Source organism: Nitrospirota bacterium, assembly GCA_026387665.1.
Taxonomy (GTDB): Bacteria; Nitrospirota; Nitrospiria; order Nitrospirales; family Nitrospiraceae; genus Palsa-1315.
Genome location: JAPLLG010000013.1, coordinates 275,910 through 300,420 on the forward strand (window position 1 = coordinate 275,910; position 24,511 = coordinate 300,420).

The window sequence follows — 24,511 nt, forward strand, 5'->3', positions numbered from 1 at the left end:
CTAATAAGAGGGGACGAGTGGTGCGATCAGCCTGACCGTCCTCGCACCCCGCCCGGTGTAGGAGGGGAGGGGTAGCCCATTAGTCTCCTTTGCTCGCGCAACGCGCGGCCTGAGAAGGCCCTCGTTGGACGCGCGCAGTGGGAGATCAGCGGACCACCCTCCCTAGGGAATGAAAGCCTTCGGAGCTGATGGCTGAGAGCTGACTGCTGAAAGCTAACCTATGCCCCTTGAAGACGATTTCTGCGACATCATTAAGAAAGCCCGCATTGGGCAGGCTTGGTCCGTGGAGAAGGTGGCTCGCTTCACCGGCCTTTCGGGGGCCTCTGTCACTGCGCTTGAACGGGGCGATCAGCCTCGTGACAAGGCAGAAGTGCGCGCCCTCGCTGCTACGTTAAAGCTTCGTCTTGCTCCCTTGGAACAGATCGTTTTTGCGCAGTGGGTTCCCCAACTGACTCCCTCGATCCCGGAGATCGAAACCATCCGGGGCGACATCAACGGCTATGGGGTCAACGGCTATATTGTGCATGATTCAGGCGAGGCGCTCCTCGTCGATACGGCCTACAACGCGTCTGTCATGATCGCTTGGCTTGAATCCCATCGAGTCAGGCTGACCGGCATCTGTCTGACGCACGGCCATGCGGACCATGCGGAAGGGATTCAGCAGCTTCTGGCGCGATGGCCTGTGTCGGTCTATCTGGGGGCTGAGGATGTCGATCTCCTGCGCTGGAAGCCCTCAGAGGGCCTCGTTGCGCCACAGGATGGCCGCGCCATTCCGGTCGGACGTCTCACGGTCCATTGTCTTACTACGCCAGGCCATACGCAGGGCGGCATCTGTTATCGGATGGATTGCGGGCCACGGCCTGTCTGTTTTGTCGGCGACACCCTCTTTGCCGGATCGATCGGAAAATCTGTCCCGCATAGCCTTTTCCCGACCCATCTGGATTCCGTGAGACAGCGCCTGTTGAAACTGCCGCACGATTGTATCCTTTTGCCAGGTCATGGGCCGGCCACGACGGTGCGCGAAGAGCTCGACCATAATCCTTTCGCCTTAGATCACTGAGACAAGCGGTATGAGTTTCGATCAACGCCACGACGAGCAGCCAATCCGCAACGGAGAACTGCCGATTATTGTGGAGGGACCGCCCGAGGAGCTGGGCGATTTTCCGGAAGAGGACGAGTTCGAGGAGACGCCCTTTTCGAAATGGACCCTCCCTATCTGCCTCTTTGTGGCGACGGTCTTCACCACCCTGTGGGCCGGGGCCTATCAGGCCTACAACGGACCGATCAGCGGACCGGTGGACTTTTTGCTGGAGCATCCCGAGCTGCTCGGTCGCGGGATTCCCTTCGCCGCCACGCTGCTGCTGATTTTAATGACCCATGAGTGCGGGCATTATGTGCTCTCCCGCATCCATCGCGTGCCGGCCTCTCTCCCCCTGTTCATCCCAGGTCCTCCCTATTTCATCGGCACGTTCGGCGCGATCATTCGGCTGCGAGGACCAATCTTGAACCGGCGCGCCCTCTTCGATATCGGCGTGGCCGGTCCGCTGGCAGGGTTTGTCGTGGCGGTGGTGGCGCTGGTCATAGGGCTGAATCTCTCGACGGTCGTCGATCGGACCGCGACTGTTGGATTGCAGTTGGGCGAACCTCTGCTGTTACAGTTCATCTCCTGGCTGGTCGTCGGTTCCCTTCCGCTTCAAGCAGACATCGTCTTACATCCTATTGGGTTCGCCGCCTGGTTCGGCCTGTTTGTGACGTCGCTGAATCTCATTCCCATCGGCCAACTCGACGGAGGCCATGTGGCCTATGCCCTGTGGGGCTCACGCCAACGGACGTTGGCCTTTGCCATGGTGCCGCTGTTGATTGTGCTGGGACTCGCGGGCTGGCATGGCTGGCTCCTCTGGGCCTTCATGGCGGGACTCTGGGGCTTCGGACATCCGCCTGTGTGCGACCCCCATGTGCCGCTGGGCCGGGGGCGGGTTTTGGTTGGATGGATTGCGCTGGCGGTGTTTGTTCTTACGTTTGCGCCTGTCCCCTTCTCCTTCCACTAGCGGCTGCTGAAACAGACGCGCCAGCTTCGTTCTCGCATCGTTCAGACCCTCAACGTACCGCTACGGGTACGCCTCGGGTCCTCACTCGCTGCGGCCTTGCTGACGGTCTGTTTGAGCAGCCTTCACACAGATGGCATTCAATAGCGTTGAGCAATCCGGATAATTTCTTGTCCGATTGCGCGCATGGTCCTACCATGTGTCATGGCATCCACCACCATTCCCACGATCCTTTGCCCCAAGTGTCAGGCCGAGCGGTTGGACAGTGCGACCGAGTGCCTGAGGTGCGGGATCATCTTTGCGAAGTATCGGCCGCTTGCTCCGCTGCAGCCGATGCATCGGGATCGTTCTCGTTGGATGGCCTTTGCCAAAGAGTGGTTGGTGGATGCGGATCAGTCTGCCGATTCGATGACCTTCGCCGTCCGGGCTGTCCTGTTTTTACTGCTGCTCTGGTGGGGCAAAACGTTCATCTTCACGCCGCTTGAAATCAATTACACGGGGGAATCATTTTTTCACCTGATCAATCTGCCGTTTCACGAGGCGGGCCATCTTCTCTTTATGCCGTTGGGACGATTCATGATGATTCTGGGCGGGAGCCTTAGTCAGGTCCTGATGCCGCTCGTCTGTCTGGCGACCTTTCTCGTGAAGACACGCGATCCCTTCGGCGCGTCTGTGGCCCTCTGGTGGACGGCGGAAAGTCTCATGGATCTCGCCCCCTATATCAACGATGCGAGGGCGCTGGATTTGATGCTGCTGGGCGGAGTGACAGGAAAAGAAACGGACGGGCACGATTGGAACAATATTCTGACCATGATGGGATGGCTGGAGTATGACCATCGCCTGGCCCACCTCACCTACAATATTGGTATTGTCCTGATGCTGGCTTCGTTCGCCTGGGGTGGACTGTTGCTCTGGAAGCAATATTGCCGGCTCTCGCCGTAACCTGCTTGCGCGACCCTAGAAACTCTCTTACGATAGACTTTCACTGGCTCAGGAGGCTCCTCATGCGAAGCCTATTGGTAATTCGTATTTGTCTCATCATGGTCGGCATGGCCGTGACTAGCCAGGCCCTTGCAGCCGACTCCAGCGCCTCCTCTCGATTTACCCTGCTGCTGAACGGAGCAGCAGTCAAAGACAACAGCACCGGTTTGATCTGGGAACAGGAGCCGGATCGGGAGCACGATGTGTGGGGTTCATCCGTGGCCCGTTGTGCGACAAAAGAGGTGGGAGGGAAGAAGGGCTGGCGCGCACCCTCGGTGGATGAACTCAAGACCTTGATCGATGGATCCCAACATGATCCGGCTTTGCCGGCAGGCCATCCCTTCTCCAACATCAAGTCGGAGATCTATTGGACGGCGACGCCCCACCCGACCGACGATATGGTGGCCTGGCAGATTAGTTTTTTTAGCGGCGAGCCTGTGACAGACCAGAAATCCGGAACCAGGCGTCTTTGGTGCCTCCTGGGTTCGTCGGGCGAGTAACGAGACGGTCAGCGTTCTCTGCCGATTCTTGCGACATCGTCGCGCAGCTTCTTCATCAGTTGGGTTAGCGCCTGTCGTCGCGCTTCGGTGACCTGGTCTTGATCTTCGATCCGTGCGCTGGGACCGACGACCTTCGATGTTCCCTGCGCCTCTTCCTCCGCCAGTTTGGTTCCTCGCCGGACATCCCATACAGTACTTCGCACGAGACAGAGCGCGTCGCTGTGGGTGCCGTCTGCGTAGTAGGACCCGAGCATCGTCCAATAGAGCAATGTCCCCTTGTAGTTGTTGTAGCGATCGACGGCTGCGGCGCCGTTCACGATGAGCAGGAGATCGACACCGTACCGCAGGGCTGATTCCCGTAGCTGCGCCCATTGGTTTCCCTTGATTGAAGAGAGATGGAGGAAGGATGTGCCGCTGATGAGGCCCTCTCGTTGCAATCCGTTGGTCCAGGACAGGAGGGATTCCCGATCGGCATCAGTCCATTCGAATTTATGGTGAAGGAATCCGGTCGGCATGACATAGAGCCCCAACTTCGGCGGTCCTTGCCTGAGGGAGGGGGCCGCCGTCTGTTCTGATAGTGGAGCACCGACAAGCTGAGCCTCTTCGTCCTTCAGTATCTGCTGGAGCGAATCAATGGGCTGCGTCCGATTGCTTGCGCAACCGGTTGGGAGGATAAACAGCGCGAGCAAAATATAGGGGTGGAGCCTCATGTCGGTAACATCCTTCCGTAGATTTTGCAGAGCCCTTTGCGTGAAGGCCTCAGCGTAATGGTTCTGCTAGCAGGCTGTGAGAAAACTCGGTTGATACGGAATATGGTCAAAATATTCCGCACGGTGCTGGGGCCAGAATCACCTCAGGATGCTCAAAAAGGCCGTTCCAGCAAGGCCGCAGCGAGTGAAGGCCCGAGGCGTACCCGTAGCGGTACGTTGAGGGTCTGAACGATGCGAGAACGACGCTGGCGGACTTTTTCAGCATCCTGCTAGGGCTTTACTTCATCGAGGAGGGGCGTGATTTTGTCTGCCACAGCCTGCACCACACCCTCTCGTTCCCCTGCCACTTTAAGCCCTCGGAAACTCAAGTAGTAGCCGCCGTGGCTTGGCGCTTGGATGGTCGCCTGGAGTTCGATACGCGTGCCTTCTTCCACGTCTGGATCTTTGACCGTCGGGATGCCGCAGCGGCCAAACGAGGCGACATTGATCGAGGCGGTCTCATCTTCCAGGTAAAACAGGTAGGCGCCGTAACAGGTGGAGCCGGCCGGCAAGGTATAGGGATCAAGGGGCTGTACGTCCCGCACGGTTCCTTGCAGCGTCACCTGCCGGAGGTGGAAGCGGCTTGGTTCGTCCAGGATCTCGCGAATAGGAATAGGATCGGCTGCCAAGGCAAGGACAGGCGAAACGGCCCAGCCAAGGCAGAGCGCGATGAAGAGGGAAACTGGTTTTCTGTATCTGGCGAACCTTTCGATGGTCATAGGCTGGCATTCTACCATTCCTGCTTTCGTGAGCAATGTGCGAAGCGGAAGACGGTCTCTTTCGCCTCGGCGGCACAGCCAGTATAATCTGCGGCTACTTTCAGGGAGTTGTGAAAAATTTATTGTACACGGATGATTCAAGGGTCGGCAGATCTTGGACAACGGGAACTTATTGCGCAGGATGATCAAAAAGTTCGTTCAGCAAGGCCGCAGCGAGTGAAGGCCCGAGTCGTACCCGTAGCGGTACGTTGAGGGTCTGAACGATGCGAGAACGAAGCTGACGGACTTTTTCAGCATCCTGCCAGGAGGACTGACTATGAGCGTGAACGAACGAAGACTCGGTACTTACGTAACAGAGATTCGTCGGCGGTATGAAGATCTGCTGGGTCAGATGGTGGAGATTCCTTCAATTAGCATGGATCCGGCCAAGGCTCCGGATATGAGGAGCATGGCGGATGTCGCGCGGCAGGTCCTCACGGACTTGGGGGCCGAAGCCCAGATCGTGGAGACCGGCGGCGCGCCGATCGTGTCCGGTGGCTGGATGACTGGAGCCCAGCATCCGACGGTCACCATCTATAACCACATGGACGTGCAGCCGGCGCAGGAGCCTGAATGGAAGCAGGCGCCCTTTGCCTTCAAGAACGAGAACGGGCTCTACCACGGCCGTGGCGCGACGGACGACAAGGGGCCGGCGCTGTCGGCTCTGTTCGGCGCTCGGTACGCGCTTGAGCAGGGAGTGCCGATCAACATCCGGTTTCTCTGGGAGTTAGAAGAGGAAATCGGCAGTCCGAATTTTGCGGCCGGATTGAAGAGCCGGGCGGCGATTCCTCGACCGGACTCAGTCGTGGTGTCGGACACGATCTGGCTCGCCAAAGGCAAGCCAGCCATGCCCTATGGACTGCGGGGTCTGCTAGGCGCGAGGCTCACGCTACGCACGGGAACAAAAGACGCCCATTCCGGCGTGACCGGAGGCGCCGCGCGGAATCCACTGGCGGAGCTGATGGAAATGGCGCATGCCTGTGTCGATGCCAAGAGTGGCAAGGTAAAGATCCCCGGTTTCTATCACGATGTGATTGAGCCGACCAAAGCGGAGATTAAGAGTTTCCTCGCGTCAGGTTTTCAAGTGAAGAGCTTCAAGCAGGCCTATGGATTTCAGACGTTGCGCACCAACGATCCCGCCGAGATCATGCGCCGGATCTGGGCCGCACCGACATTCGAGGTGCATGGTTTGACCGGCGGCTATCACGGGCCTGGCGTGAAGACAGTCGTGCCGGGCCATGGTGAACTCAAAGTCAGTATGCGATTGGTGCCGAATCAAACTCCTGAGAAGGCCTTTGCCTTGCTCAAGAAATATGTGGCCAAGATCAATCCGGATGTAAAGGTGGAGAAGGAGGGCATGTTGCACCCCTTCAAGGGCAGTTTCGACGGGCCCTATGTCGATTGTGTGAAGCGGGCGGCAAAGGCGGGCTTTGGAAAAGAACCGGCTTTCATCCGCGAGGGAGGTTCGATCGGCGCAGTGGTCACGATGCAGAAGGCCTGGAAGGTGCCGATCCTGTTTATGGGCTTGAGTCTGCCGGAGCATGGGTACCATGCTCCCAACGAATACTTCGACTGGGGCCAGGCCTCCAGCGGGATGAAGGCCTTCGCGCATTACTTTGAGGAATTGGCGAAGATGGGGAAGGGGTAGAGCAGCCTGGTCGTCCTCCTGCTCGCGGAACAGAGGAGGGGATGGAGCCTGATGATCTTCTGTGCTCGCGCAACGCGCGGTCGCGGACTCCCCTCGTTGGACGCGCGCAGTGGAAGATCAATCAGCCCCCATCCCTGAGAGATAACGAGCGAGCTTGGAGGGAGCATTTATTTCGCTCGATGCGCGCACTCGAGGATCAATCAGGCTACCCTGTGAAGAGAGACACGATCAACAGGGGGAAAGGGTTCAGGAATGTGCCCCTCAATGCGCGGAGTGAAGGCCGGCCCGGCCACTCCTCATGAAGCGAGTCAGGAGGTGGATGCGCGCGGTAGGGATCGAAGCTGAGCTGGAATGACAACCCGACCCTTCGTCGTTACGTAGGCAGATCCGTAACTCCTCCGCGCTGAACAACGTTCACAATAGTCATGGCCTTGAGAATTAGACTGGCAGACGTGCAGAGTTGACTGTGCGATCACTACTTGGCACAGGAACAAAGAATCATTCCGACTTAATCTTCAGTGAAATAATCTGAGTCGATCCGCTTTACATCGAAAGTTGCTGTCGTGGTCGTCCCCAATCCGTAATCGATCATCAATTCAGCAAGCATCCGTCCATCAATCAGAATGACCTTGGGGTCGATGGTCTCAACATAATTTTTGGCGTCATCGGAGAACCTGCTCGTGGTTATGAACACACCTTTCTTTGCTCGTTTGCCATGAAGTGCCCCGACAAATTTTTGGACTTCAGGTCGTCCAACAGTCCCTTCCCAACGCTTCGCTTGAAGATACACCAGATCGAGCCCGAGGCGATCTTCTTTGATAATGCCGTCGATTCCTTCATCCCCTGAGCCACCAATAGATCTCCCTGCATCAGCGCGCGACCCTCCATACCCCATTGCAACCATCAGATCCACGACAAGCCGTTCAAAGAACTGGGGCGTATTGCTCGCAATGCGCTGAACGATCTGACCAGCAAGATCGCCTCTAATGCTGTCATAAGATTTCTGAAGCGTTTCCTCTGGCGTCTCCTTCGCGGGCTCTGGATCTGGCTCTTCACCCTTGGTTGATTTTGCTTTATGGAACTCAAGAAACTCAGGGTACTGATTGAGGATTCTAACGTCTATTCGCTTGTGACCTACCTTGTGAAGGTCCATGCCTCGTTGAGTAACGCGAAACATACTGCGCCGTGGAGACTCCAAGACTTTTGCTTGGATCAAAAAACTCTTCGCCCAGGCGACTCGATTTTCAAACTTCGTCTGAAGCCCGCTTGGAAGAAGTTCTTTCAAGTCTGCTTCTGGCAACGCCATAACTTTGGCGATCACCTCACGAGCTTCCTGGATTGAGTGTTCCTTCCCGTCTGCGGCAAGATCAAGCAAAGGCTTGAAGAAGCTTTGAAAATCTGGAACAGCCATTGAGTGATTCCTTCCCTGGAACGAAAAGAGACTTTTGACCAAGCTACTTTCTAGTGAAGCTTCGGCAGTTTGCTCCTGTTTATGGGGGAGTTCAAATAAAACTTGGAGCGGTTTCGCGGCACCTTGTGGGGCTGGACTGGTCGCTACGGATGATTGCGAAGAGTCTGCGGCATGGCTTCTGCCAACGTGGCGCGGGGGTTGTGGGAAAGACGGGACTGCGACGGACTTGACTCACGGAACGTCAAACTGCCAGCGCCCGCGTCGATCTGGAAGTCTCAGCGCTGCATTGAGGTGATCGAGGAAAACGGGCCGGGGAATTTCTACTGCTCCTAAGCGCATGACATGGGGCGAGGCTTGCTGGCAGTCGAAGATTTGGAATCTCCAGGCGCGGAGTTGGCGGATGAGAGAGACGAGCGCCACTTTCGAGGCGTCGGTCGCTCTGGAGAACATCGACTCGCCGAAGAAGGCTCCGCCGATTGCCACTCCGTAGAGCCCGCCGACCAGCTTTTCTTCCTGCCAGGTTTCAATTGAATGGGCATGGCCGAGCTCATGCAGCTTCGTGTAGGCCTCGATCATTGCTGGCGTGATCCAAGTCCCTCCTTCCGGATATTGCGTGCGCGGCCCGGCACACTCCATCATCACGTCGCGGAAGCAGGTATCGAGGGTGACGGTGAAATGACCGCGGCGAATCGTCTTGTCTAAGCTGCGCGGGACGTGGAGTTTGTCCGGGAAGAGCACGGCTCGCGGGTCGGGCGACCACCAGAGGATAGGCTGATCTTCTTCGTACCAGGGAAAGATGCCGTGGGGGTAGGCTTCGAGCAGCCGTTCCGGTCGCAGGTCGCCTCCGACGGCGAGCAGGCCTTCCGGCGAGGCCTGCTCAACTGGAGGAAAGCATAATTCGCGGGGGTTGCGGCTCAGCCTGAACATACATCTAAAGAGTAGGCCAAGCCGGGAGAAAAGGCCACAGGCGAGGGAACCGGCTCGCTAGCCTTTCGTTGGCTCCGTGGCGGCGAGCAACGGCTGAAATATCGGATCCGCATCCAGGACTGCTTTCAACGATTCCGCTCCGATGAAGAAATTCCAGATGTCAGGATTCTGACCAGGAATTTCGGCGAACCATTTCTTGGCTTCCGTCAGCCGTTCCAAGAGCTCCCGATTGTTCCGGTTCGGGGTGAAGAGCAAACTGTAGGCTTTGGTGTATTCGGCCATGAATTTGTCGAGCGGCAGGTCGGCCACCGCGAGGGCTTCGTCGGCATCCTGATAGGCGATCCGAATGTCTGCATCGTCGAAGATCCGGTTCCAGGCGACTTTGTTGATGCGGGACCAGGCCAGTTGGAGCAGGGCTTCGGCTCTGCCTGCTCTGCGATCAGGCGAGATAGCTTTGACCAGGGCCTGGCCCGTTTCGATCGAAGCTTCTTGATCGTTGTTCCAGCGCAAGGCCACGCCTAACCGGAATTGGTTATCCAGTTGCTCCGGATGGATCGCAGCCAAGGCTCGCATAGCCGAGATCATGCGGTAGAGGTAGTCGGCGGTCGTCGGTTTGTCGAATCCGCCCATCTCCATCCCCAGCGACAGATCGATGCGCGTCGATTGGGCGTAGATGTTCCAGAAATGCTCGTTCACCACCAGGGCCAGCGCCGGATCCTTCACGATGAGTTTGTGGAAGGGGATGGCTTCGCGCAGGACGACGGCATAGAGGTGCCGGCTCAACACCATGAGGGCTTCGGTCTGATTGGGGTCGATGATGAGCACGCGATTCAACATGGCGACGCGGTCACGCAGCTCCGGAAAGGTAGCGGCGCGGGCTGCTGCGGCGGTCAGGAGACCCGGGACATCCGTCGGTCCCCACCAGACCAGCGAGTCGGGGAGGACGCGGCTCGCTTCCGTGACGAAGGGAATCTTCTCCCTGATGCCGCTACCGGCGATGGCTCCGCTGGTGACGGGAAGGTTTACGACTGCCGTATCGTTGGCGAAGCCCTGTTTCTTCAGCCCGGAGAGGACGACCCACTGGAGGGTGACTTCTTTGAGCGCCCGTCTGGTCCGCTTAATCGTATTGGTCCACTTGACGGAGCCGGCTGCGTAGGTCAAGGGCGCGGTCAGGGGATCCTGGTAGCGGACGGTCAATTTGACCAGGGTGGTCGGCACCGCCACGATCGGGCCGTTCGGTTTGAGACGAAACGAGGCGGAGGGAAGTGGCGTGCTTCCGGCCATGTGAATATGGAATCCGGTTCCCGGAGGCGTCTGACCCAGTGAGTCGGCCACGAAGGCCGAGGCGGGGTAGCGGTTCAGCTCTTCACTGAAAAAGACCAGGGCGCCGTTACTAGGCCACAAGACCTCCATCCCCACATCGCTCCTGACGAGGGTGGAGGCATGAGCCTCTTGCACACGCTGCCAGCAAGAGTCGTAGTGGCTATCAAGGTCGGCACTGTTACTCTTGCTGCCGCTGGCGGCCACGAGGGGATATTGGCAGGCGAAGTCGAGCCGGCCGACGCCTGCTTTATCTCCTGCTCCCATCGCTTCGGCATATCGTTGAGCCATCGTTTCGGCGGAGGTGACAACATGTTTGGATTTTTTCTGAGCGGCGAATGTCGGCGAAGCTTCGATCAGGGTCATCGCGGCGACCATCGACAGGGTTCCGGAAAGAAACAGGGTGGTGAACCAGCCTCGGTGGAGAATCTGCAGGCGTCTCATATCGTACAGGCTCCTAACTATGAAGGACGAGAAGAGGTCGGTACTGTACCATGCTGCTTTGAGGATCTGAAAGAGGCAGGCGGAGGCGGGCCGCGAAGGGCGGATCGAGCAGGGCACCGATTTCCCGGTTATTCGACGACAATTACCGCGCGCATGTCATGGCCTGGCATGTCGCATCGGTAGGGGAACGTTCCTACGCCGGCTGGCGTGAACTGAATCTCCGCCAGTCCGTCAGGCGGGATGATGACCCGGATGAGCCCGTCGGGGCCGAATTCCGGGGCTCCGTTGCCGCCCACGTTCAGGTTGATGCCGAGGAAGAGTTCCTTGGCCACCACGGCATGCAGCTCCGTATCGTGATTGCGGAATCGCAGCGCTGTCTTGCGTCCGGCATGGAGGACAACGCGGTCCGGGATGAACGTCCGTCCATGAATCTCGACGGTGATCGATTCCACGTCGAGGTCGCCGGAAAGCGCAGAGGTAGGAACAGCCAGCAGCCAGGCCAGGCCTATGAGCCAGACTATTCCTCTCACTTGGCGGTGGCCTTCTTGAGGATGGCGCGGCGCAGGGCAATCCGGTCGGTCGACTTCAAGGGGGGGACCGGGCGGTGTCGGCAGAGGATGACGGTTTGCCGGAGGGAGAGGATGAAGACCTCGCAATTCGGACAGGCGCCGAGATGGCTGCGTATTTCCCGGCAAATGTCGGAGGGGAGTTCGTTGTCGATATAGGCAGAGAGTTGCCGGAGAAGCTTCAGGCAATGGCCTTGCCCTGGCTTATGGCGGGGAGAGGATGGCGTGGCCTGTTTCTTTTTTGGCGTCGCGGCCTTTTTCTTGGTCATGAGCGCAAGCCTCCCGACTTGTGGTCATTCTCATCGATGATGCCGCGGGCGCTGAGTTCCCGCCGGACAAAGAGGCGCGCGCGATGCAGTCGTGATTTCACCGCGCGCTCGTTGAGGCCCATGATCGTGCCGACTTCCTTGGCGCTTACCCCTTCCATGTCGCGGAGGATCAGGACCATGCGATATTTTTTCGGCAGTTTGTCGATCGCCTGGTCGAGGGCCTGCCGGAGCTCCTTGTTCTGCAGCGCCTCTTCGGGACTGAGTCCTTCCGTCGGGATCTGGAGGCGAAACTCTCCTTCCGATGTGGGCACAAATTCATCGAGCGAGAGTTCGTGTTCGGGCTCTCCTTTTCGTTTGCGCCGCATCCGCATGCAGGCGCGTGACGCAATGGTGTAGAGCCAGGTCGAGATCCGCGCTTCCCCGCGAAAATTTTTGAGTCCCCGGTAGGCATTGAGAAAGGTCTCCTGTACGAGATCTTTTGCCGCCTCCGTTTCTCCGCACAGGCGATGGGCGTAACGGTAAATCAGATCGACGTGGTCTCGATACAGCGTATCAAATTCGTCAGGCCCTTGCGCAGGGAGGGGTTGAGAGCGATTTTTGAGAGCCGTGGCCATGGGTGGCGCGAAGTCTAGGGGCTTGATTGAGGCCTGTCAAGCCAACTTGGCAGGATGCTGAAAAAGGCCGCCAGCATGCGTGCGACGCGCGAGAGATGCGCGAAAGGCGCGATCCGAAGTTCAAAGTTCGTGGTTCGAAGTTTCGAAAATCTCGAACTTCGGACCTCGAACCTTCGCCTGCCTCGCTTAGCCACCCTGCAAAGCGGTGACTCAGGATCGGCAGGGCCGCTCTGCGTAAAGGCTGAGGGTCAGCGGACTGGCGAGGCGCCGGCTCGTGAAATCGGCGCTTTCGTTGCTGGGAGCGTGATGGTGACCTGCTCATGGTCGATGCGTACAGTCAACGGCTGGCCCACCTTCACCGGAGGAATTCCAATCTTTGAATTGAGCATCACCAGGCCGATGGGGGTGCGGAGCAGGACGAAATTGGATTTGAGCTTGGTGACGGTTCCCGACAGGAAGAGCTGCACGTCGGCGCCGGCCGGCGGGATCTGGCTGACTTGCAGGTCGAATTGCAGATCGTGCACCCCGCGGATGGTATTCGTGTCATCGACTTCGACGGTCAGCGGATCCCCTTCCTCGTAGTCCGTGAGGCGCTCTTCCGCTGTGCCGATATGGACGGTCTGGTCGCCATCGGGCCCCCACCACAGTAACGTATTGGGTTCATCGGTCCCGGACGTCAGGGGCCCGCTGAGGTAGCGATGGACCAGCGATCCGTCGGTCCTCTTGCGGATCTCGACGATCGTATGACGTCCATGTACCCACAGGCGCACCTCGTGCGAGGCTTTGATATCTTTCAATGTCGTTTTGGAGCTGAGGGACAATAGTCCGATCGGGGTCCTGAGGAAGACGATCCCGGTTTTGGTTCGCCAGACCGATCCCCGTAATCGGATGGAGGGGGCAGCCTGATCCTGGTCGAGGGCCGCAGGGCTTTCGATGACCGGGGGGGCTGGCACCTTGGCCGTGAACGGCAACTCCGCCGCCGAAACGGGGCTCACGAGGAGGAACGCGAGGACTGTAGCGCGAATAATCACCTTGTGCGAATAACATGATGTCTCAGGGGAGTCAAGGTGAAAGCCCTGACCGTAGATGCCGGATCGTGCGGCGTTTATGAATTGGCTTGCGTGATGTCGGCGGGCGGTTGATCCGGCGATTCTGGCGGTGCGGGGCTGCCGGCTGCGAGGGGCGAAGGGCGCAGGGGGGCGAGGGTCAGGATGACTCGAAACTCCTGGTTGGTGGAGTTCATCACACCGAATCCTCTGAGCAGAAGAGGTGGCGTCACCATATGGCAGGTGCGGCGCATCTCGAATTCTTCCCAGCTCTGGGTTTCGACGCGAGGTTGAAGCTGCGCCAGCACGTCGTGGCAAAACTCTGTGAGGATGGGCGGGATGGGTTCGGATGCGAGCCCATGGTACTCACCGAACAGCGCGATCAATTTCCGCGCTGGTCCATTCATATGCAGCATGCGCGCGGAGGAGGAGAATACGATCATGCCCGAGTCAGGTAATGGCAGAACTGGTTGGGACGCAGAGACTCCGTGGGGAGCCGTCTCTTCCGGCCCTGAGGCGCCATTTTGCGGGGAGTCGTCGTGGCTCTGCGAAGATGATCGTGGCACGCGCATCCTTTCTGGAAATGCTTCTACACGGTGCAAGAGTTACACCCCTGGCGGGGGACAGGAAGCGCGACCATCCTGCGAGGACCGATCACAACGTGCCGTCTTAAACTAGATGGCGCACAAAGAGGGTGTGATGGTGGCGGAAATTGGCCAGTTATTTCTTGCGAACGAGTAAGCGAATCGGGGTGCCCTCGAACCCATATTCCTCGCGGATCTGATTTTCGAGAAAGCGGAGGTAACTGGGGGTGATATTGTCCGGGTGACCGACAAACAACGCAAAGACCGGTGGTTGTATCGCGACCTGGGTCATGAAGGCGGATTTGGTAATCTTCGTCGGTTTGCCCTTCCGCACCGGGAGGGGATGGGTGGTGAGAATTTCCTGCAGGAACTTGTTCAACGCACCGGTCGGGATTCGTTTGGAAAAGGCCGCGTAGACCCGATCGATAGTCGGAAAGAGCTGGCCCAGCGAATCGGGGTGCGCGGCTGATGCGAAGAGGACCGGCGCCCAGGTCAGGAAGGGAAAGCGCCGTTTGAGTTCCAGTTCGACTTCCTGGCGAGCCTCGTGATCGCCTTCACGGAGGTCCCATTTATTGACGATGAGGAAGCAGGCCCGGCCTTGCTTGATGATGACGCCGGCGATTTTGGTGTCCTGCTCGGTCACGCCTTCCGTGGCGTCGAGCAATAAGATTCCAAGATCGGACCGGCCGATGGCCAGGTGCGATCGGACGACGCTATAGCCTTCAATTCCCCGGTCGATCTTTCCGCGCCGCCTGATGCCGGCTGTATCCGTGAAGAGATAGGTCCGCCCCTTATGGATGGCGATCGAATCGATGGAATCCCTGGTGGTGCCAGGCACATCGCTGACCACCACCCGGTCTTCTCCGAGCACGGCATTGACCAGCGTGGACTTGCCGACATTCGGTCGTCCCACAACGGCGATGCGGGGGATCGTCGATTTTTCAGGGTTCTCATCCGGGACCGGGAGGAGCGGATAGATTGCATCCAGGAGGTCGGAGACGCCGATCCCATGTTCTGCAGAGATCGGATAGAGCGTCTCTGTGCCCAATTGATAGAAATCCGCCACGAGCGGTTCAACCTTGGGCGTGTCGATCTTATTGATCACCACGAACAAGGGCTTCGTCGTGCCGCGCAAGAGACGGACGACGGCATGGTCCGGGGTCGTGAGCCCAGTCCGGCCGTCCATCAGCAGGATCAAAATGTCCGCTTCGGCAATGGCGAGCTCCGACTGACGCTTGATGAGGATCAACATGCTTTCCGAGGCGGTCGGGTCCAGGCCCCCCGTATCGACCAGGCGGTAGGGACGATTCCGATAGGTGGCGTCGGCGTAGTTGCGATCCCGCGTGACACCGGGGACGTCGTCCACGATGGCCGTGCGTTTGCCGAGCATGCGATTGAAGAGCGTCGACTTGCCGACGTTGGGGCGACCGATAATGGCCACAATAGGCGGGTGAGCCGTCGTCGTGTGCAGCAGTGTCGGTGCCGGTACCGTTTCTTCCGGTACGGCCTCTTCTATGGGGATGTTTTTAGGTTTTTTCGTGCGTGGCATAGAAAAGTATAGTCCGACCGTAACATAAGATTTTTGGCAAACACAACCATCGTCAGGTACACTCACCTGAAATGACGCCATTTCACTTGAATTGGGACGACATCGACGATGTCCTGCTCGACATGGATGGCACCTTGCTGGACCGCCATTTCGACAACTTCTTTTTCGAAGAGGAGCTGCCGCGGCGCTATGCCTTGCTGCATGGGCTGACCCACGAGGGGTCACGCGATCGATTGATGGCCATGTATCGGTCGGTTGAAGGGGAGCTGGCTTGGACCGATCTAGACTATTGGACCGAGCGGGTGGGGATCGATGTGGTGGCCTTGCATAAGGAGCTGGACCATCTGGTGGGGTTTCTGCCGAGCACGGAAACGTTTCTCCGTGATCTCAAGATTCTGGGGCGGCGGGTCACGATCCTGACGAACGCCCATCAAGCGGGCGTGGACGTGAAGATCGCCAAGACCGGCCTCGACCGGCATGTGGACCGCATCGTGACGGCCTCCGAGGTGGGCTACTTGAAAATGCGGCCGGCCTATTGGCCTGCCTGCCAGCGGTTGGTGGGTTTCAATCCTGAGCGAGCGTTGTTTATCGACGACGATGAAGGTTGTCTGGCTGCCGCCAAGCAGTTCGGTATCGCGCATTTGGTCCATAGCGCGAAGTCCAGCTCTCAGCTGCCGCCGGTCCCCTCCGCATCCTTTGCCTCGGTCGAGAATTTATCGACCCTCATGAAGAGGCCGCTGTCGCAAGGATGATGCAGGAGTCGGCACAGCCGACCCCCGATACATTTCTCCGCCCAATCGCGGGACGCCCTGCATCTGGAACCGATCCAGCTGCCTGATCGTGAGTCCCGCCTGTTCGATGAGCTGGTCGATCTTCCGGTTCAGATTGCAGCCACAGCCGATTACTCGCTGGAGCGGGTTCAGGCGATCCTGCCAGGCCGCAATCCTTGCCTCCTCGCTCCTGCCATGCTCCAGAAAGAGAAACACTCCATTTGGCTTCAGGACTCGACGGACTTCCCGGAGCGCCGTCACCGGATCGGGAATGGTGCAGAGGGTCCAGGTGCTCACGACGCAGTCGAAGGTTTGATTATCGAAAGGGAGCGTTTCCGCGCTGACCTGCGTGATCTGAACGGGAAAGGCAACGGATGTACATCGTTGTGCCACCCGGTCTGGCAGGAGCGGGGCCGGGTCCACGGCATGCAACCGCGACAATGTCCCTGGGTAGTGGGGCAGGTTGAGCCCTGTGCCAAGACCGATTTCCAAGACTTCACCGTGAGCGTCCTGCAACAGCAGCCGCCGGAGTTGCTGGAACTCGTCGCCGCCCATGACCCAGTCCATCAGACGGGGGAAAATCTGTGTAACGTAGAGTCCCATAGTTTTTTCGTCGGCTGTTCGCCGTAGCATGGCGGTACGGATTCAGCGCCATTGTACTACTAAATGACAACGTCATCGGCATGGGGTGATCGCTCGTATTCTGTCCGCTCGGCCCTGCGTCGATTCTTGTTGCTCCCGCAAGTCTATGTTAGAGTCCTTCCTCTTTTTCCACACAGCTGCGGTTTACTACGGTATGAGCAAAACCTACGATCATCACGCCCTTGAAGTGAAGTGGCAGGCCTATTGGGAGGAGCACCGGACCTTCCGGGTGGCTGACGACCGGACCAAGCCAAAATTCTACTGCCTCGACATGTTTCCCTATCCCTCCGGATCGGGCCTCCACGTCGGCCACCTCGAAGGCTATACCGCGACGGATATTGTGTCCCGCTACAAGCGGATGAGGGGCTTCAATGTATTGCACCCGATGGGGTGGGACGCATTCGGGCTTCCGGCTGAGCAATATGCGGTGAAGACCGGCATTCATCCGGTCGTCACGACGGCCCAGAACATTGCCACCTTCAAGCGCCAAATGAAACGCGTCGGTCTGTCCTACGACTGGGAACGCGAGGTCAGCACGATCGATCCCGGCTATTATCGCTGGACGCAGTGGATCTTCTTGAAACTGTTCGAGCGGGGGTTGGCCTACGTGGCGGAGGTGCCGGTGAATTGGTGCCCTGCGCTGGGGACGGTGCTGGCCAACGAGGAAATTATCGATGGGAAGAGCGAGGTCGGCGGCTTCGATGTGGTGCGTAAGCCGATGCGCCAATGGGTCTTGAAGATTACGGCCTATGCCGATCGGCTCCTCGAAGATTTGAAGCTGGTCGAATGGCCCCCCAGCACCTTGGAGATGCAGAAGAATTGGATCGGCCGATCGGTCGGAGCGGAAGTCGAATTCGATTTGGCCGGCTGCCCCGGCGCAGTTCGGATCTTTACGACGAGGCCCGATACCCTGTTTGGCGCGACTTACATGGTGCTGTCTCCGGAGCATCCGCTCGTGGACGTCGTCACAACTGCCGACCGCCGCGCAGATGTTACGGCCTATCGCGATGCTGCTGCCAGAAAAAGCGACCTTCAACGGCAGGAGCTGGATAAGGACAAGACCGGGGGCTTCACCGGGGGCTATGCGGTGAATCCGGTGAACGGTGAGCGGCTGCCCATTTGGATTGCCGACTACGTCTTGATGGGTTATGGGACCGGGGCCATCATGGCTGTGCCGGCGCATGACGAGCGCGATTGGGCCTTTGCCAAGACCTACGATTTGCCGATCCGCGAAGTGATCGCAGGAGGCCAGGTTGAGCAGGAGGCTTTCGTGTCGTCCGACAAGGGGACCGTCGTCAATTCCACCACGCCGGATAAAAGTTTTTCGATCGATGGGCTGACGCCGGGCGATGCGATCCCGAAAATCACGGCCCATTTAGAATCGCAGGGCAAGGGCCGCAAGGCGGTGAACTATAAATTGCGGGACTGGTTGTTTGCCCGTCAGCGCTATTGGGGTGAGCCCTTTCCGATTGTCTGGGTGGATGGCCAGGCCCTTCCGATTCCGGAAGAGCAGCTGCCGCTGTTGTTGCCGGAGACCGATAATTTCAAGCCGTCCGGGAGCGGCGAAAGTCCGCTCGCGAATCTCACGGACTGGCTGACGACCACCGATCCGGTCAGCGGCGCGCCGGCGCGCCGTGAAACCAACACGATGCCTCAGTGGGCCGGTTCCTGCTGGTATTATCTGCGGTTTATCGATCCGAAGAATCAGCAGCAGCTCGTCGATCCGGAATTGGAGCGTTACTGGATGCCGGTGGATCTCTACATCGGCGGCAGCGAACATGCCGTGCTGCATTTGCTCTATGCGCGGTTTTGGCACAAGGTTCTGTACGATATCGGAGTGGTCAGTACGCCGGAGCCGTTCAAGAAGCTGGTGCATCAGGGGATTGTGCTGGGGGAAGACAATCAGAAGATGTCGAAGTCCCGCGGCAATGTCGTCAATCCCGACGAGATCATGGACCAGTTCGGGGCCGATGCGGTGCGGCTCTATGAGATGTTCATGGGCCCGCTGGAGGCCGTGAAGCCTTGGAGCACGAGGGGCGTGGAAGGGGTCACGCGGTTTCTCGAACGGTCCTGGCGGCTCATGGCGAACGACGAAGGCCATCTGTCGAATGCCGTGGCGGGGATTGTCCCGACTCTCGAACAGCAGCGGTTGCTCCACCAGACGATCAAGAAAGTGACGGAGGATATCGAAGGGTTGCGGTTCAATACCGCGATCGCCCAGATGATGGTCTTTACGAACGAGATGACGAAGACGGAGCTTCGTTCACGGGCTTTGCTCGAACCATTTGTGCTGCTGCTGGCTCCCTTCGCGCCTCATCTGGCTGAAGAATTGTGGGTCGTGCTGGGCCACAAGCCGAGCGTGTCTCAGCAGCCCTGGCCGATCTTCGATCCGGCCATGACCGTGAGCGACCGGTTGACCATTCCGATCCAGGTGAACGGAAAGTTGCGCGCCAAGCTTGAGGTGGGAACCGACGCCACTCGCGAGCAGGTCGAGGGGCTGGCTCGTGTGCAGGTCGCCGAGTGGCTGCAGGGGCAGGAGCCGAAGAAGATTGTGTATGTCGAAAAAAAGTTGATGAACTTCGTCGTATGAATGTCGCCGTGGTTGGCGAGAAAGGCGAGATATGCGAGACACACTGAAAACTAGAGGCGCGCGTGCCTGTTTCGCTTTCCCTGCCAGTCTTGCATTGCTCGCGGCGCTCGCCGGGTGCGGCTATCAGTTTCGTGTGGAGGGAGCCGGGCCCACCATCGGGAGCGCAGCGGCGGCATCCGCTTCCACGGTTCCGCCGCCGAGGCTGGTGGTGAGGACTTTGGAGAATAAGAGTTTCGAGCCCAACCTGGAGGCTCGTTTCACTAACTATCTGCGCCACGAGTTTTCCTCCGGCAGTGGGGCGCAGGTCGTGCCGGATACTGAGGCGGCCGATCTTGTGTTGACCGGGCAAATTATTTCGGTCGGCATTCCGACGCTCAGTTTCAGCATGACCACCACCCTCGAAAGCCGCGCCGAGGTGACGGTGTCGGTCAAGGTGGAGGAGACCAGGACGAAACGTGTCGTGTGGATGCAAACGGCCAAGGGCTCCTCGGAGTTCTATGTCACGCCGGATTTGCAGTTCAACCGCGTCCTGCAGAACCGGGCCGTGGAGCAAGCAGGCCGGTTCATTGCGGAAGATCTGGCCTCCCGTTTTCTGCTCCAGCTAGAGTCGGGGCAGTTGGAAAAGCCGGTCGCCAAGCCGGCGTCGAGCAATGCGGACACAACCGTCAAATAAATCGGATCTCTACCATGGCTTCAGCCATCTCTCCCGCACAACTCACCGCACAACTCGCGCAAGGCACGGTCGCGCCTCTGTACCTGGTTGCCGGCGAGGAAGATTTGCTGCGCGACATGGTTTTGGCTGCGCTAAAAACTTCGTTATTGGGCGAGGGCGAGAGCGACTTCAATTGCGATTTGTTTTATGGCGATGACGTGAGCGGGTCTGAGATTGTCACTTGCGCCTCGGAAGTGGCCGTGTTCGCGCCCAGACGAGTGGTGGTGGTGAAAGCGGCAGATAAGCTGCCGGCCAAGGAATGTGAGGCGATTCTTCCCTATTTGAAAGAGCCGAGTGATTCCACGACCGTGATCTTTATCGCATCGAAACTCGATGGGCGGCTGAAGTTCACCCAGGCGCTCGCGAAGTCCTCGGTGACGGTCGATTGTGCGCCCCTCAGAGAGGTGCAATGGCTTCCTTGGCTCAAGCAGGATGCGGAGCGGGTCGGGATCCGGCTCAATGACGAAGCCATTGAGTTGCTTAAAGAGGCTTGCGGAGGCTCGCTCTATTCGGTCCGGCGTGAATTGGAAAAGTTGGCGGCCTATGTCTCGCCTGGTTTGGCTGTGACCGCCGCCGATGTGGCGACGTTGCGCGGAACAGAGCCTGGCGCCTCGGTGTTTGATTTGACCTTGGCGATCGGGGCAAAAAACCGAGGACGGGTGCTGGCGATCCTGGCCAGGAATCTGGAAGCGGGGGAGGCTCCGTTACGAATTCTCGGCTCACTGGCCTGGCAATATCGGAGACTGTGGAAGGTCAAGGAAATCGCCAGGCAGGGAGGCCGCGAGGGGGAAGCAGCCAGGACGTTGCGGATGGACCCGGCCAAGGTGCGTTCGTTCCTCGATCAGTTTCCCGATGCCCATCTGCAGGAGGCGCTGGGGTTGCTCTTGGACGCTGATGCCAAACTGAAGGGTGGAAGCGGTGGACGCCCCGCGCGTATTCTTGAGGGGCTGTTGCTGCGGTTGTGCGATCGCGCACAGGCTAAGGCGCGTCCACTCTCACCAAGTCGAGGCGCCGAGGCGCCGCAACCGGTGAGAGCGAGAACCATTTCGAACGTGCGAACGATTAGCGGGAGGCAGACAAGGAATTGACGTGGAGCGTGAGGCGAGCCACCCGGCGCGAGGCCGTGTTGGGTTTCATCACACCCTTCGTCACTGCTTTGCTGAGGGCCGATGTGGCGAGACGCAAGGACACCGTCGCATCCTCGACCTTCTTCTCGGCCACGGCCGCCTGGACTTTCTTGACGAGGGTCTTGAGGGCGCCCAGCGTCGCACGGTTACGGTCGTGCCGCTTCACGGACTGGCGGGCTCGGCGAATCGTCGATTTATGTACAACCGGCATAGTAAACTCCTCTGGTAGAAAAGAAGCGCATTTGTACCATGCGGCTCCATGAAGCGTCAAGGTAAGCCATTGTGCCGCCATTCTTGAAAAGGACAAGCCTGTGTCAACCATCATTGCCCGTGACCGTCTAATCCTGGCCTTGGACGTGCCCACCAGCGACGAAGCCGACCGGCTGCTCGATCGGGCAGGGGATCAGATTGTGTTTGTGAAGGTCGGACTCGAACTCTATACCGCCGCCGGGCCGGAGATGGTCCAACGGTTGATTGCGCGAGGGAAGCGGGTGTTCCTGGATCTGAAGTTCCTCGATATTGAAGAAACGGTTCGCCGGGCTACGGCGCTGGTTGCGTCGATGGGCGTGGAGTTTTTGACGATTCATGCGAATCGGAAAGCGCTGGCCGCAGCCGTTCAAGGCCGTGGCACGTCCTCGCTGAAACTGTTGGCGGTCACGGTCTTGACTAATTTCGACAGCCACGACCTCCGTGAGATGGGCATCCAGCGGAGCGTGCAGGACTTGGTTGCGGCTCGAGCCCTCTTGGCATCAGAAGTGGGCTGCGACGGGGTCGTGGCCTCAGGCGAAGAACCGGGGGTCCTCCGTCCCAAGGTCGGTCCTCGTTTTCTCATCGTGACGCCAGGCGTGCGCCCGGCCGGCAAGGGGGTCGATGACCATGCCCGGGCGACCACGCCGACCCAGGCGATTTCGGCGGGGGCCGACTATTTGGTGATCGGCCGGCCCATCAGAGACGCCTCGGATCCTGCCGCCGCCGCTGCCGCCATTCTTGCAGAAATGCAGGCGGCCTTTGACGCGCGGGGCTGAAGGGCCAGACAGCGAGTTGCGGGTCTCCTGCTCCCTTTGCTAGAATCCCCCTTCTGCCATCGAGATCGGCTCCTCTGTTTCCTTCGTATGGTGGGTGTAGCTCAGTTGGTTAGAGCGCCGGATTGTGGATCCGGAGGTCGCGGGTTCGAAACCCGTCACTCACCCCATACCTTCTCACGATAACTGTTTGATCTACGGGGTTGTCTCTGATTTTGCCGGGAGTAAAACCATCCGGTAATACTGACCACGGAGAGAATGCTGAACCCCGAAGGGATCTGGAATGATTGGCTTTGCAGCCAAACAGTAAACTATTGTCTGAATTTATTATAACGATTTAGGCGCAGCCGTTTGTCGGACAGCAGCCAGACCTTTCCAGTCTTCCATGTCTTGATCCGGTTTTTCTGCCCGATATTTCGCATAGAGCGCAATACCTTCGGGATCTTCTAGAATATCAACTTGAACACCATTTTGGCGGAGCATTTCTTCGTTGCCTGAAGCACTTGTCACATCACCCACGACGACCCTGTTGAACTGGCGCATATAAATCAATGTTGCACACACATCACACGGGCTTAATGTCGTAAAAATTGTCGTCAGACTGAAATCGCGGCGCCCTGCATCTCGTATCGCGGATGTTTCGCCATGATTGTAAGGGTGGTTCTCCTGTACAAGCGTGTTATGCCCTTTGCCTAAAATCTGACGGGTTTGATTGCTGATAACCACGCCACCAATCGGACAGCCGCCTTCATCATATCCCTTCTGCGCCAACAGAACCGCGACACGCATGAAGTCCTTGTCTGTCAGCTTCGTGAGAAAACCTTCCTCGACTATCTGCGGCAAGCTTTTGGTTGGAAGGTGGGCAATAGTATTCAACACCTCATCTGTTACAGGCGTATCCTGAGTAATGAACGCTTTCATGCCAGTTTTTCTCCCATCTTTAAAGATTAAAGTCACTTAAGCATGAACAGTTTTGTTTTTGGAAGAAAAATATGGAAAAGAAGGATTTCCTTGACGGCAACCATGCGACTAGAGACTATTCCTATAGTCCCCCGTACTAGAAAGGATGTGCACCATGAGCGTTCATTTATCTGGAGCTCAAAAGGCGATGGTCGAACTGTTCGAGCGCCATGTGCAGGCAGAGATGGCAGGTGACCTCGAAACCACGATGGCCACCATGACCGATAATCCCCATCTTAACCATGTGCCGGTAATGACCGGGGGAGTGGGCAGTACAGGAGTTCGCGAGTTTTACCGCGACCACCTTGTTGGCAAGTTTTTCCCTCCAGATGTCACGATGGTCAACGTCTCCCGTACCGTTGGGATCGACCAGATCGTGGAAGAATTGGTCATCGGCTTTACGCACACCACGGCTATAGACTGGTTGCTGCCAGGTGTGCCGCCAACGGGCAAGAAAGTGGAGATGGCCGTAGCTGTGATTGTGGGGTTCAAGAATGGAAAGATTTCTCACGAGCACATTTATTGGGATCAGGCCGGTGTCCTAATGCAGGTGGGGTTGCTCAATCCAACACGGTTGCCAGTCAGTGGTGTTGAAAGTGCCCGCAAGGTACTGAATCCGAAGCTGCCGGCACGCGTCATTTGAGGACGATTAAGTCCAGCACGACCAAGGAGGCTTAGCCGTGATCTGCCCCCCCCATAAGCGAGGTCGGGTAACGGCATCGACTGCCATGAGAAGGGTCAAATTTGCGGCCGGCGAGCGAAGCAAGCCGCCTCTGACCTTGCCTTCGGGAAGGAAGTCACCATCCGACTTACGGTCACGACAAGTACCAGCGCACCATTGGCGATGTGATCCTCCCCGATGGGACCAACGTCAATCATGCACTGGTCAAAGAGGGCTGGTGCTGGTGGTAGAGGAAGTATGCGCCGAGGGATACGGCGCTGGAAGGGTTAGAGAGGGATACACGGGAAACGAAGAAAGGCTTGTGGGCTGATCTCCTGCCGGTGCCTCCGTGGAGTGACGGAAGCGCAAATAGCCGATAGCGATAGATGGGAAGTTGCCAATAGGCTGTGTCCCCAAAACATGTAAGAACTCCGGCCCTCAAACCCTCGAAATTCCAACATCAAAACTAGCCCTCCGGTGTCCATAAACCAGATGATTGATGGACGAAGGCGACATCCTGGGCTGCTGCCGGTTTGGTTGACACCAGCGTGCGTGAATCCGGCCTGTATCTCGAACGGATCATCCCATGGTAGTCCAGCTCGAATATAATGCGTGA

At 58.2% G+C, this 24,511-nt stretch carries 25 protein-coding genes and 1 tRNA gene; 12 read left to right on the plus strand and 14 right to left on the minus strand.

Translation table 11 applies throughout. The features are described from left to right. The first annotated feature begins 220 nt into the window (after positions 1-220). The 4 genes from NT179_12050 (at position 221) to NT179_12065 (ending at position 3,526) form a co-directional block, all read left to right on the plus strand. Positions 221-1,060, plus strand: a complete 840-nt coding sequence (locus NT179_12050; protein ID MCX5722741.1) for an MBL fold metallo-hydrolase — start codon at positions 221-223, stop codon at positions 1,058-1,060. 10 nt (positions 1,061-1,070) lie between these two features. Continuing rightward, positions 1,071-2,048: a site-2 protease family protein gene (locus NT179_12055; GenBank protein MCX5722742.1), complete on the plus strand. Its 978-nt coding sequence runs from the start codon at positions 1,071-1,073 to the stop codon at positions 2,046-2,048. 201 nt (positions 2,049-2,249) lie between these two features. Further along, complete coding sequence (locus NT179_12060; GenBank protein ID MCX5722743.1) at positions 2,250-2,987, plus strand: zinc ribbon domain-containing protein; 738 nt, start codon at positions 2,250-2,252, stop codon at positions 2,985-2,987. Positions 2,988-3,049: 62 nt separating this feature from the next. Then, a complete protein-coding gene (locus tag NT179_12065) occupies positions 3,050-3,526 on the plus strand; it encodes a DUF1566 domain-containing protein (protein MCX5722744.1) in 477 nt (158 codons plus the stop codon). A gap of 8 nt (positions 3,527-3,534) precedes the next feature. On the opposite strand, the gene NT179_12070 is transcribed toward NT179_12065, so the two are convergent. Next, positions 3,535-4,236, minus strand: a complete 702-nt coding sequence (locus NT179_12070) for a hypothetical protein (protein MCX5722745.1) — start codon at positions 4,234-4,236, stop codon at positions 3,535-3,537. Between the two features lie 269 nt (positions 4,237-4,505). After that, complete coding sequence (locus NT179_12075; GenBank protein MCX5722746.1) at positions 4,506-4,994, minus strand: hypothetical protein; 489 nt, start codon at positions 4,992-4,994, stop codon at positions 4,506-4,508. A 316-nt stretch (positions 4,995-5,310) separates the two neighbouring features. On the opposite strand from NT179_12075, the gene NT179_12080 reads away from it, so the two are divergent. Then, positions 5,311-6,681, plus strand: coding sequence for a M20/M25/M40 family metallo-hydrolase (locus NT179_12080; GenBank protein ID MCX5722747.1), 1,371 nt, complete (start codon positions 5,311-5,313; stop codon positions 6,679-6,681). Positions 6,682-7,189: 508 nt separating this feature from the next. Here the strand turns inward: NT179_12080 and NT179_12085 are convergent. The 9 genes from NT179_12085 to der form a co-directional block, all read right to left on the minus strand. After that, positions 7,190-8,092 (minus strand): restriction endonuclease, encoded by a 903-nt coding sequence (locus tag NT179_12085; GenBank protein MCX5722748.1) that lies wholly within the window; start codon positions 8,090-8,092, stop codon positions 7,190-7,192. A gap of 231 nt (positions 8,093-8,323) precedes the next feature. Next, positions 8,324-9,019, minus strand: a complete 696-nt coding sequence (aat, locus tag NT179_12090) for a leucyl/phenylalanyl-tRNA--protein transferase (GenBank protein MCX5722749.1) — start codon at positions 9,017-9,019, stop codon at positions 8,324-8,326. Positions 9,020-9,076: 57 nt separating this feature from the next. Next, positions 9,077-10,783 (minus strand): hypothetical protein, encoded by a 1,707-nt coding sequence (locus NT179_12095; GenBank protein ID MCX5722750.1) that lies wholly within the window; start codon positions 10,781-10,783, stop codon positions 9,077-9,079. 128 nt (positions 10,784-10,911) lie between these two features. Then, the gene (locus tag NT179_12100; GenBank protein MCX5722751.1) at positions 10,912-11,313 is read right to left on the minus strand and encodes a cupredoxin domain-containing protein; all 402 of its coding nucleotides are present in this window, start codon (positions 11,311-11,313) and stop codon (positions 10,912-10,914) included. Then, the gene (locus NT179_12105; GenBank protein ID MCX5722752.1) at positions 11,310-11,618 is read right to left on the minus strand and encodes a zf-HC2 domain-containing protein; all 309 of its coding nucleotides are present in this window, start codon (positions 11,616-11,618) and stop codon (positions 11,310-11,312) included. Before NT179_12105 ends, NT179_12100 begins: the two co-directional genes overlap by 4 nt. Next, a complete protein-coding gene (locus NT179_12110; GenBank protein ID MCX5722753.1) occupies positions 11,615-12,232 on the minus strand; it encodes a sigma-70 family RNA polymerase sigma factor in 618 nt (205 codons plus the stop codon). The genes NT179_12105 and NT179_12110 overlap by 4 nt, the downstream gene beginning before the upstream one ends. 248 nt (positions 12,233-12,480) lie before the next feature. Next, on the minus strand, positions 12,481-13,263 hold the full coding sequence (locus NT179_12115; GenBank protein ID MCX5722754.1) for a hypothetical protein: 783 nt from the start codon (positions 13,261-13,263) through the stop codon (positions 12,481-12,483). A gap of 74 nt (positions 13,264-13,337) precedes the next feature. After that, positions 13,338-13,844 carry a hypothetical protein gene (locus NT179_12120; GenBank protein MCX5722755.1) on the minus strand — a complete coding sequence of 169 codons (507 nt, stop codon included), beginning with the start codon at positions 13,842-13,844 and terminating at the stop codon, positions 13,338-13,340. Positions 13,845-13,998: 154 nt separating this feature from the next. After that, complete coding sequence (der, locus tag NT179_12125) at positions 13,999-15,411, minus strand: ribosome biogenesis GTPase Der (protein ID MCX5722756.1); 1,413 nt, start codon at positions 15,409-15,411, stop codon at positions 13,999-14,001. 71 nt (positions 15,412-15,482) lie between these two features. On the opposite strand from der, the gene NT179_12130 reads away from it, so the two are divergent. Further along, on the plus strand, positions 15,483-16,163 hold the full coding sequence (locus NT179_12130) for an HAD-IA family hydrolase (GenBank protein MCX5722757.1): 681 nt from the start codon (positions 15,483-15,485) through the stop codon (positions 16,161-16,163). Here the strand turns inward: NT179_12130 and NT179_12135 are convergent. After that, positions 16,125-16,784, minus strand: coding sequence for a class I SAM-dependent methyltransferase (locus tag NT179_12135; protein ID MCX5722758.1), 660 nt, complete (start codon positions 16,782-16,784; stop codon positions 16,125-16,127). The two genes, NT179_12130 and NT179_12135, sit on opposite strands and share 39 nt — an antisense overlap. 193 nt (positions 16,785-16,977) lie before the next feature. On the opposite strand from NT179_12135, the gene leuS reads away from it, so the two are divergent. From leuS to holA, 3 genes are read left to right on the plus strand one after another with little or no spacing between them, the layout of a single operon-like run. Continuing rightward, positions 16,978-19,413: a leucine--tRNA ligase gene (gene leuS / locus NT179_12140; protein ID MCX5722759.1), complete on the plus strand. Its 2,436-nt coding sequence runs from the start codon at positions 16,978-16,980 to the stop codon at positions 19,411-19,413. Between the two features lie 31 nt (positions 19,414-19,444). Then, on the plus strand, positions 19,445-20,086 hold the full coding sequence (gene lptE / locus NT179_12145; GenBank protein MCX5722760.1) for an LPS assembly lipoprotein LptE: 642 nt from the start codon (positions 19,445-19,447) through the stop codon (positions 20,084-20,086). A gap of 14 nt (positions 20,087-20,100) precedes the next feature. Further along, complete coding sequence (gene holA, locus NT179_12150) at positions 20,101-21,213, plus strand: DNA polymerase III subunit delta (protein ID MCX5722761.1); 1,113 nt, start codon at positions 20,101-20,103, stop codon at positions 21,211-21,213. Here the strand turns inward: holA and rpsT are convergent. Further along, positions 21,188-21,463, minus strand: a complete 276-nt coding sequence (rpsT, locus tag NT179_12155; GenBank protein MCX5722762.1) for a 30S ribosomal protein S20 — start codon at positions 21,461-21,463, stop codon at positions 21,188-21,190. The two genes, holA and rpsT, sit on opposite strands and share 26 nt — an antisense overlap. A 100-nt stretch (positions 21,464-21,563) precedes the next feature. On the opposite strand from rpsT, the gene pyrF reads away from it, so the two are divergent. Continuing rightward, the gene (pyrF, locus tag NT179_12160; GenBank protein MCX5722763.1) at positions 21,564-22,277 is read left to right on the plus strand and encodes an orotidine-5'-phosphate decarboxylase; all 714 of its coding nucleotides are present in this window, start codon (positions 21,564-21,566) and stop codon (positions 22,275-22,277) included. Between the two features lie 90 nt (positions 22,278-22,367). After that, positions 22,368-22,444, plus strand: a tRNA-His gene (locus NT179_12165). 157 nt (positions 22,445-22,601) lie between these two features. On the opposite strand, the gene NT179_12170 is transcribed toward NT179_12165, so the two are convergent. Beyond that, on the minus strand, positions 22,602-23,195 hold the full coding sequence (locus NT179_12170) for a nucleoside deaminase (protein MCX5722764.1): 594 nt from the start codon (positions 23,193-23,195) through the stop codon (positions 22,602-22,604). Between the two features lie 154 nt (positions 23,196-23,349). Here NT179_12170 and NT179_12175 point away from each other — a divergent pair, with 154 nt between their 5' ends. Continuing rightward, a complete protein-coding gene (locus NT179_12175; protein MCX5722765.1) occupies positions 23,350-23,877 on the plus strand; it encodes an ester cyclase in 528 nt (175 codons plus the stop codon). Positions 23,878-24,511: the final 634 nt, after the last annotated feature.

Coding starts and splice junctions, on each gene's coding strand:
- NT179_12050 (MCX5722741.1), top strand. CDS start 221: ATGCCCCTTGAAGACGATTTCTGCGACATCATTAAGAAAGCCCGCATT.
- NT179_12055 (MCX5722742.1), top strand. CDS start 1,071: ATGAGTTTCGATCAACGCCACGACGAGCAGCCAATCCGCAACGGAGAA.
- NT179_12060 (MCX5722743.1), top strand. CDS start 2,250: ATGGCATCCACCACCATTCCCACGATCCTTTGCCCCAAGTGTCAGGCC.
- NT179_12065 (MCX5722744.1), top strand. CDS start 3,050: ATGCGAAGCCTATTGGTAATTCGTATTTGTCTCATCATGGTCGGCATG.
- NT179_12070 (MCX5722745.1), bottom strand. CDS start 4,236: ATGAGGCTCCACCCCTATATTTTGCTCGCGCTGTTTATCCTCCCAACC.
- NT179_12075 (MCX5722746.1), bottom strand. CDS start 4,994: ATGACCATCGAAAGGTTCGCCAGATACAGAAAACCAGTTTCCCTCTTC.
- NT179_12080 (MCX5722747.1), top strand. CDS start 5,311: ATGAGCGTGAACGAACGAAGACTCGGTACTTACGTAACAGAGATTCGT.
- NT179_12085 (MCX5722748.1), bottom strand. CDS start 8,092: ATGGCTGTTCCAGATTTTCAAAGCTTCTTCAAGCCTTTGCTTGATCTT.
- aat (MCX5722749.1), bottom strand. CDS start 9,019: ATGTTCAGGCTGAGCCGCAACCCCCGCGAATTATGCTTTCCTCCAGTT.
- NT179_12095 (MCX5722750.1), bottom strand. CDS start 10,783: ATGAGACGCCTGCAGATTCTCCACCGAGGCTGGTTCACCACCCTGTTT.
- NT179_12105 (MCX5722752.1), bottom strand. CDS start 11,618: ATGACCAAGAAAAAGGCCGCGACGCCAAAAAAGAAACAGGCCACGCCA.
- NT179_12110 (MCX5722753.1), bottom strand. CDS start 12,232: ATGGCCACGGCTCTCAAAAATCGCTCTCAACCCCTCCCTGCGCAAGGG.
- der (MCX5722756.1), bottom strand. CDS start 15,411: ATGCCACGCACGAAAAAACCTAAAAACATCCCCATAGAAGAGGCCGTA.
- NT179_12130 (MCX5722757.1), top strand. CDS start 15,483: ATGACGCCATTTCACTTGAATTGGGACGACATCGACGATGTCCTGCTC.
- NT179_12135 (MCX5722758.1), bottom strand. CDS start 16,784: ATGGGACTCTACGTTACACAGATTTTCCCCCGTCTGATGGACTGGGTC.
- leuS (MCX5722759.1), top strand. CDS start 16,978: ATGAGCAAAACCTACGATCATCACGCCCTTGAAGTGAAGTGGCAGGCC.
- lptE (MCX5722760.1), top strand. CDS start 19,445: ATGCGAGACACACTGAAAACTAGAGGCGCGCGTGCCTGTTTCGCTTTC.
- holA (MCX5722761.1), top strand. CDS start 20,101: ATGGCTTCAGCCATCTCTCCCGCACAACTCACCGCACAACTCGCGCAA.
- rpsT (MCX5722762.1), bottom strand. CDS start 21,463: ATGCCGGTTGTACATAAATCGACGATTCGCCGAGCCCGCCAGTCCGTG.
- NT179_12170 (MCX5722764.1), bottom strand. CDS start 23,195: ATGAAAGCGTTCATTACTCAGGATACGCCTGTAACAGATGAGGTGTTG.
- NT179_12175 (MCX5722765.1), top strand. CDS start 23,350: ATGAGCGTTCATTTATCTGGAGCTCAAAAGGCGATGGTCGAACTGTTC.